7 protein-coding genes are annotated in these 7,377 nt (G+C 72.0%); 1 reads left to right on the forward strand and 6 read right to left on the reverse strand.

Annotated elements, in window-relative coordinates; all coding sequences use genetic code 11:
- Positions 1-168 precede the first annotated feature (168 nt).
- The 6 genes from ACFWJX_RS28525 to ACFWJX_RS28550 form a co-directional block, all read right to left on the reverse strand.
- Positions 169-753, reverse strand: a complete 585-nt coding sequence (locus tag ACFWJX_RS28525) for a hypothetical protein (protein ID WP_383249000.1) — start codon at positions 751-753, stop codon at positions 169-171.
- 4 nt (positions 754-757) lie between these two features.
- The gene (locus ACFWJX_RS28530; RefSeq protein ID WP_383248729.1) at positions 758-2,317 is read right to left on the reverse strand and encodes a substrate-binding domain-containing protein; all 1,560 of its coding nucleotides are present in this window, start codon (positions 2,315-2,317) and stop codon (positions 758-760) included.
- The gene (locus ACFWJX_RS28535) at positions 2,314-3,489 is read right to left on the reverse strand and encodes a toxic anion resistance protein (protein ID WP_383248731.1); all 1,176 of its coding nucleotides are present in this window, start codon (positions 3,487-3,489) and stop codon (positions 2,314-2,316) included. Before ACFWJX_RS28535 ends, ACFWJX_RS28530 begins: the two co-directional genes overlap by 4 nt.
- Positions 3,486-4,580, reverse strand: coding sequence for a hypothetical protein (locus tag ACFWJX_RS28540; RefSeq protein ID WP_383248733.1), 1,095 nt, complete (start codon positions 4,578-4,580; stop codon positions 3,486-3,488). The genes ACFWJX_RS28535 and ACFWJX_RS28540 overlap by 4 nt, the downstream gene beginning before the upstream one ends.
- Before the next feature lie 208 nt (positions 4,581-4,788).
- Positions 4,789-5,202, reverse strand: a complete 414-nt coding sequence (locus tag ACFWJX_RS28545) for a hypothetical protein (protein WP_383248735.1) — start codon at positions 5,200-5,202, stop codon at positions 4,789-4,791.
- Between the two features lie 103 nt (positions 5,203-5,305).
- On the reverse strand, positions 5,306-6,517 hold the full coding sequence (locus ACFWJX_RS28550; RefSeq protein WP_383248737.1) for a pyridoxal phosphate-dependent aminotransferase: 1,212 nt from the start codon (positions 6,515-6,517) through the stop codon (positions 5,306-5,308).
- A gap of 145 nt (positions 6,518-6,662) precedes the next feature.
- Between ACFWJX_RS28550 and ACFWJX_RS28555 the strand changes: the two genes are divergently transcribed.
- Positions 6,663-7,280: a hypothetical protein gene (locus tag ACFWJX_RS28555; RefSeq protein ID WP_383248739.1), complete on the forward strand. Its 618-nt coding sequence runs from the start codon at positions 6,663-6,665 to the stop codon at positions 7,278-7,280.
- The last annotated feature ends 97 nt before the right edge of the window (positions 7,281-7,377 follow it).

Below are 7,377 nucleotides of genomic sequence, written 5' to 3' on the forward strand. Positions count from 1 at the left end.
CCTGACCAGCAATATCGTCACGGCCGGCCGCGGTGACCGCACCACAGACCGGCGAGGCCCCGCACAACGGCGTGGGGGGCCCTGGGCCTGTCGTCGCCCACCCGTCAGCCCCGACGGGACGGGCGGCGGCAGGCCTTCGCCCGTGCGGCCCCCCCCACCGAGGAACCGCTACTGGGAGCGGTCCTCCAGATACCGGGTGTGCGACTCCTGCCGCCGCGTCTCCGTCTCGCGCAGCCCCGCCGCCAGCCGCTCCGCCTCCTCGTGCAGCAGCGTCAACTGCCGCTCCAGGTGCCGCTCCGGTGGTTCCTGGCCGGGCGCGAGCCGCGTCCACCAGCGGGTCCGCACGAACGTGTCGACCGCCTCCGGAACGTCCTGGCGCACCGCCCGGGACAGCGTGTGCACCCCCTCCGGGTCCTGAGCGAGGATCTCGGTGACCCAGCCGGGGTCCAGCAACGCGGTCAGCAGCTCGGTCAGTTCGGTGAGCCGGCCGCCCGCCGCGGGCGGCAGTTCGACGTCCGCCAGATAGGCCTTCAGCCGGTCGAAGTCGGCCCGCACCTCGTCGAGCTGCGCCGACGGGTCCGGGAAGTCCGGCAGCGGGGGCCGTTCCGGCGGCGCGGTCAGCGCGCCCGCGCCGTACAGACCGACGACCACGACCGGCCAGTACGGCCCCGCCGCACCCGTGAAGGTCAGCACCAGGCCGGCCAGCCCGCACGCGCTGCCCGCGATGTTCTTGCGGGATTCCAGGTAGCCCATGAACCTACTGGTAGCCACGGATCTCCTCGAAGGCGCCGTCCAGCGAGCCCTGCCGGGCGTCGAAGAGGCGGCCGCCGGTCAGCTCGGCGATGTGCTCCAGCTCCTCGCGGTCGGAGTCGCCGAAGAGGATGGGGAAGACGGGGATGTCCTGGCGGTCGCCGGACAGCCCGCGGTAGAACGCGTCGAAGTCCTCGGCGTCCGCGCCCGCGGTGTTCTCGCCGTCCGTCATCAGCACGATCGACGTGAACGTGTCCTTGCCGGTGCCGAGATGGTCGTACGCCTTCTGCAGGGAGGTGAAGATCGCGGTGTCGCCGTCGGCCTCCAGGCCCTTGGTGTCGCCGCGGATCGCGTCGAGGCCCTGGTCCGGGTCTGCTGGGTCGACGACGTGCGTGCGCACGCTCTTGACGTCCGAGCCGAAGGGCATCAGCGTGACCTCCTCCCGGTCGCGGAAGTCGCCGGTGAGGTCGGTGAGAGCCGTCTTCAGCCGGCTGAGGCGGTCGCCCTCCATCGAGCCGGAGGTGTCGAGGACGTACACGGTCCGCGAGGGGCGGCGCAGCTCGTTCTCGTAGGCGTCGAGCAGGCCGTCGGCGACGGATCGGCTGCCGGGGAACGGCAGTTCGCGCCGCCGGCCGGTGTCGAGGCCCGCCGCGGGCGGCACCGAGGCGACGACCGGGCGGCGGTGGGTGCGGTCGGTGATCAGCCGCTGGACGGGGTCCGCGCGCAGCGCCTCGGTCACCCTGCGCACGTTCTCGCGGGTCGCCGTGTCCGTCGAGGCGAGCGAGGAGAGCGGATAGTCGGCGGTGACGACGCCGTCCTTCGGGCGGATCACGGTCAGGCCCGGGATGCCCTCGAGGACCGACTCGTAGTTGAGCAGCGCGTCGACGTCACCGCGGCGGGTGTACGCGCCCGCCAGCCAGCCCGAGGAGCCCGAGGTCAGCTTCTGCCCCTGGAAGAACTCCTTCAGCCGCGGCCGGGCCGTCGCCACGTCCGCGTCGGTGAGCGCGGACTGGGCGCCGGAGAGCGCCGAGGCGACCGAGACCAGCGTGGAGAAACCGGAGTTGGAGCGGGCCGGGTCGGTCATGCCGTAGGTGAGCCGGCCGTCCCGGACCGCCAGGTCGATCTGCGACCAGGTGACCTCCGCCGGCTTCCAGCCCAGCTTCCCGACCGTGGCCGTCCGGACGCCGATGGCGACCGGGCTGGACATGACGGGGGTCTCCGACACGACCTTCTCGGCCGCGTCCGGGCGCAGCCGCAGATAGTCGTTGGAGGACAGCCATACGGCGTCGTAGCGGCCGTCGGCCTTGCCGGTGGCGAGCAGGTCCACGGCGTCGAGGGTGCCCATGTAGGTGGGGCGGAGCGTGACGCCGGTGTCCTTCGCGACCCGCTCGAAGACCGGGGTCATGTCACTGAGTTCGCTGGAGGCCAGGACGCGCAGGGTGCCCGGCCGCGGGGCGCTCGCGTCCTCCTTGCCGTCCTTGCCGTCCTTGCCGTCGTTCGGCCCGGAGCAGGCCGTGGCCGCGAGCAGGGCGACGGACGCGAGGACGGCGGCCAGGGGTCGTCTCATCCGAGGCCACCCTCCAGCGCGCCCTGCTTGCGGCTGCGGTCGAGATACGTGCCCGCGTGCTGGAGTTCGGACGTCAGGTTCTCCACCGTCACCGCCATCGCCTCGGTGGCCTGGACCTTGTAGCTGTCGATGGCGTCGAGGGTGCGGTAGATCTGCTGGAACGCGGTCCGCAGCGTCTCGGCCCCGACCGCCGGGTCGGCGGCGATGCGCTGGATCTCCCCGCTCTGGGTCGCGAGCATCTCCGCGTTGCCCCGGATCAGGTCCTCGGTGGTCCCCCGCAGGGCGTTGACCTGCTCGACGACCTTCTTCTGGTTGTCCAGCGCGGAGGCCAGCATCACGGAGATCCGCAGCGCCGACACGGTCGTCGTGGCCGCCCGGTCGACGCCCTTGATCAACTCCTCGTTGTTGCGGCGTACGACGTCCATGGCGAGGTAGCCCTGCGCGCACACCGCGAGCTGGGTGAGCAGGTCCTGGTGCTTCTGCCGGACCGGGAAGAGGACGTCTGCCCGCAGGGTGTCGGCCTGCGCGGGGTCGGTGGCCTCGGCGCCGGTGATGTGCTGCTCGACGGCGTCGTCCAGGGCCTCGGTCAGGACGACGTACTCCTGGAGCTTGCCCATGGTCTCCCACAGGCGGACGCGCTCGGTCTGCAAGGAGGCGTTGTCGCGGCGCAGTTCGTCCTGACCGCCCCGGAGGGAGCCGACGATTCTGTTGAGGGTGCCCTGTGCGGAGGCGTACTTGGCGACGTGGTCGCGCAGCCTGTTGCCGCCGGGCAGCCGGGAGAGGAACCTGCGGCCCTTGCTCGCGGGCAGGTCCCGCGGGTCCAGGTCCTCGACCACGCGCCGCAGCTCGACGAGCGAGCCCGCCACCTTCGACTGGGCGTCCCCGCCCTTGTCGGGCAGGCTGCGCACGGTGCGCTCCAGCATCCGGTTGGACTGCGCGGTCGCGGTGCGCATCTCGCCGGCGCCCAACGCGGTGATCTCGCCGACCTTGCCGGCGAACTCGGGTGAGCGGGCGTCCAGGGCGGCCAGGCCGTCGACGTAGGCGGCGGCCTTGGCGGCCATGTCACTGCGGACCCCGTCGTCGACCGGGACGAGTCCGCCGACCTTCTCCCGCGGCACGGCCGTGACGGCCTCCGGCGGGGTCAGCGTGAAGTCGCTGTCGCTGGTGCTCACTTGGTGTGTCCCCCTTGTCCGCGCGCCCGTCGCGCCAGCTCGTGCAGCACCGCGGAGGTGGGCACGGGAGCCTGGCGGACGCCGGTCAGCTGCTGCTTGAGATAGGCGGTGCGGCTCGCGGTGGCCGCCGCGAACTCGGCGAGGTCGCCCTGCGGACGGAAGCCGTGCCGGACCGCCAGCTTGCGCAACACCGGGTCGGTGCCGAGGAGTTCGGCGACGGCCTTGCCCCGCTCGGTCAGCGGTACGACGGTGTGGTCGCTGTTGACCGTGGTGTCCGGGTAGAGGACGACCAGGTCACCGGGGTTCGCCTGCTCGTCGAGGAGGGCGGCCACCTGGGACTCGTAGACGAGGACGAGGGGATTGCCGGCGCCGCTGACGAAGTCCCGGAAGGCCGCGTCGGTGCTGGACTGCTGGGCGCCCTGCACGCTGACCAGCTTGCGCAGCAGCGGCGTGGCCTTGTCGACCTCGGCGTCGCCCGCGACCACCTTGCCGCCGTTGGCGACGTAGGAGGCGGCGGCCAGGTAGAGGGCGCCGGAGTTGGAGGTCTCCGGGTCGGTGCTGGAGATGTAGAGGGTGCCGGTCAGCTCCCCGTACACCGCGGCGCCCTTCAACTGCTGCCAGGTGCGGTCGCGGCCGACCGCGTCTAGGTAGGCGGCCATGTCCAGGGTGCCGCGGCTCTTCCCGTCGAGCGTGGCCATCCCGTTCCCGGCGAGCACCTCGGCGGCCCCGCGGTGGGCCACGACGACGAGGGGCGAGTAGAACGGGCGGGGGAGGGTCCCCGTGACCTTGTACTTGGCGGCGAGTTCGGCCGCGGGCGCCTGGCCGGACGGGAATGCGAGGTCGAACCCCTTGAGGTCCAGCCCCTCCATGGCCCAGGACCCGGAGGTCTCGGCCTTCACGGTGTGGCCCCTGGCGGCGAGGGCCTTCACCACGTCCGGATCGGCGAAGAACGCGGCCTTCTCCGATCCGATGACCATCCGCACGGTCTTCGTTGCCGTGCCTGTCTCCTCGTTGTCCCGGCCTGCGACGACGGCGGCCACCACGCCACCGATCAGCAGCACCGCGAGGACGATTCCTGCGATACGTCTCACGCCCGGAGCGTGCTCCCGGAATCGCACATTCCCGGGTGCCCCGGATGAACGGAGAGTGAAGGAGCGGACCCGGAACGCAACGGGAGGGGCCTGTTCCGGATGGGTTCGTGCCGGGGCTTCCGTCCGGGCCGTCAGCGGTGTGTGGCGCCCGGTCCGCGCGTCGCTGCGGGTGCACGCGGACCGGGGCCGTTCGGGGGACCCGGTGGGGTCAGGCGGTGGCGGCCAGGGTTTCGGTCGCCAGGGCGGCGGCGTGGGCGTCCATGCGCTCCGCCGAGAGGATCGCCGCCGCCGTGTCGGCGCGGGACGCCGCGACGACCAGGGCGCGTCCGGCGAGGGCGTGGGCCCGTCGGTGCAGGGCCGTGGAGCGGGTCGGGCCGGTGGTCGTGGCGCGGGCCGGCGGCCTGCCTCCCCGCAACCGGGCGACCTGCCGCGCGAGATCTTCGGCCGCGGTGTCCAGGTCGGTGGAGGGGGCCTGGGCGCGCAGCTCGTCGGTGACGGCCAGCAGCGCCGCGAGATGACTCGCGAGCTGGATGTCCAGCTCCTCCTCGCGCGTCCGGTGAGGGAAGTCGGAGGTGCCGGCCGTCGTGCTGTGGACCGACTTGGTGCGGATCGGTTCGTACATGAGACGGCCTCCCGTGTGCTTGCAGGAAACCATCCTAGCTTGGAACTCGTCTAAAGTTGAGTCGATCTTAAAACCGGACCCGGAGGCTTGCCGGGCGTGACCGTCAGGGTTGGCCGTAGCCGTCCAGGAAGCGCCCGATCCGTCCGACCGCGTCCCGCAGATCCGTCACCGTCGGCAGCGTGACCACCCGGAAGTGGTCGGGTTCCGGCCAGTTGAAGCCGGTGCCCTGGACGACCATGATCTTCTCCCGGCGCAGCAGATCGAGGACCATCCGCCGGTCGTCCTTGATCTTGAACACTGTCGGGTCCAGGCGCGGGAAGAGGTACAGCGCCCCCTTCGGGCGGACGCACGTCACGCCCGGGATCTGCGTCAGCAGCTCGTACGCCGTGTCCATCTGCTCCTTGAGCCGCCCGCCCGGCAGCACCAGCTCGTTGATCGTCTGCCGCCCGCTGAGCGCGGCCACGACCCCGTGCTGACCCGGCATGTTCGCGCACAGGCGCATGTTCGCCAGGATCGTCAGACCCTCGATGTAGGAGTCGGCGTGGGCGCGCGGCCCGGAGATCGACATCCAGCCGACGCGATATCCGGCCACCCGGTACGCCTTCGACATTCCGTTGAAGGTGAGCGTGAGCAGGTCAGGCGCGACCTTGGCGGTCGGGATGTGCGTGGCGCCGTCGTAGAGGATCTTGTCGTAGATCTCGTCCGAGCAGACCAGCAGGTTGTGCCGGCGGGCGATGTCGGTCAGACCCCGGATCATCGCCTCGTCGTACACCGCGCCCGTCGGGTTGTTCGGGTTGATGATGACGATCGCCTTGGTGCGGTCGGTGACCTTGCGCTCGACGTCCGCGAGGTCCGGCATCCAGTCGGACTGCTCGTCGCAGCGGTAGTGCACGGCGGTGCCGCCGGACAGGGCCACCGCGGCGGTCCACAGGGGGTAGTCGGGCGCCGGGACGAGGACCTCGTCGCCGTCGTCCAGCAGGCCCTGCATCGCCATCACGATCAGCTCGGACACGCCGTTGCCGATGAAGACGTGCTCGACGTCCGTCTCGATGCCGAGCGTCTGGTTGTGCATGACCACCGCGCGGCGCGCGGCCAGCAGGCCCTTCGCGTCGCCGTAGCCGTGCGCCGAGGAGACGTTGCGGAGGATGTCCTCGAGGATCTCCGGCGGGCAGTCGAAGCCGAACGCGGCCGGGTTCCCGGTGTTCAGCTTGAGGATGCGGTGGCCCGCCGCCTCCAGGCGCATCGCCTCCTCGAGAACCGGGCCCCGGATCTCGTAACAGACGTTGCTGAGCTTGGTCGACTGGATCACCTGCATGTCTGGGAGCTTACGGCTCGGTAACGCCCCTCGGGGCGTGTTTTCCGCCACGTGAGACGCCAGGTTTGCGGTGATATCGCCGTCCGCTGTCCCGGAGGCCCCCGCATCCCTACAATCCCCGGCCATGTCCAGGCCAGGTGAGAGCGTGAACCGTCCGGTTCAGCCGAACGTGTATCTCCCGTACGCCGAGGCCGACCCGTCGCAGTACGAGGCGTACCGGGATCCGGCCGCGGCGCACGGGTGGGAGAACGCCTACGACGAGACCAGCGAGCTGCCTCGCATCGCGGAGCCGTCGGCCCCGATGGCGTCCGACCCGCAGGTCTCCGGCGGGCGCGCGGACCGGCGGCGGGCGGCCCGCAGGCCCCGGCGCGCGGTCGCCGCCGTCGGCGCGGTGGGCGTCGTCTCGGTGGCCGCGCTGGTCGCGGGCTTCGCCTTCGCCGGATCGTCGGACGACCTGGAGAAGGGCCGGCCGGAGGGCACCCGGTCGGCCGCGCCGGACGCGGCCGGGGCATCCGACTCCCCGTCCCTCCCTCCGGAGACGGGTGCCGGACGGTCCGCCGGGGCCGGGACCTCACCCACCGGCACTGAGTCCACGCCCTCGCCGGGAGCCACACCCTCGCCGGGAGCCACGCCCTCCAGGCCGCCGACGGCATCCCCTTCGGCCGCTCCCACGACCACCTCCGCACCCTCCGTGCCCAGCTCCGCCCCGGCGACCGACTCGGGCAGGGGAAACCCCAAGGGTCGGGGCAAGGGGCCGCGGTAGGTGGGGAGAGGAGAGCGGCACGACGCGCTGAGGTGCCCCCCTCCAGGCTCCGCCGGGCCGCCCCCGCTGACCGTCACCGACTCCGACCCTCGCCCCG

The sequence above is a fragment of the Streptomyces sp. NPDC058335 genome (assembly GCF_042723915.1).
Classification (GTDB): Bacteria; Actinomycetota; Actinomycetes; order Streptomycetales; family Streptomycetaceae; genus Streptomyces.

What these genes read in the sequence shown, in the direction of transcription:
- ACFWJX_RS28550 (WP_383248737.1), bottom strand. Translation starts at nt 6,517, where the DNA reads ATGCAGGTGATCCAGTCGACCAAGCTCAGCAACGTCTGTTACGAGATC.
- ACFWJX_RS28525 (WP_383249000.1), bottom strand. Translation starts at nt 753, where the DNA reads ATGGGCTACCTGGAATCCCGCAAGAACATCGCGGGCAGCGCGTGCGGG.
- ACFWJX_RS28545 (WP_383248735.1), bottom strand. Translation starts at nt 5,202, where the DNA reads ATGTACGAACCGATCCGCACCAAGTCGGTCCACAGCACGACGGCCGGC.
- ACFWJX_RS28530 (WP_383248729.1), bottom strand. Translation starts at nt 2,317, where the DNA reads ATGAGACGACCCCTGGCCGCCGTCCTCGCGTCCGTCGCCCTGCTCGCG.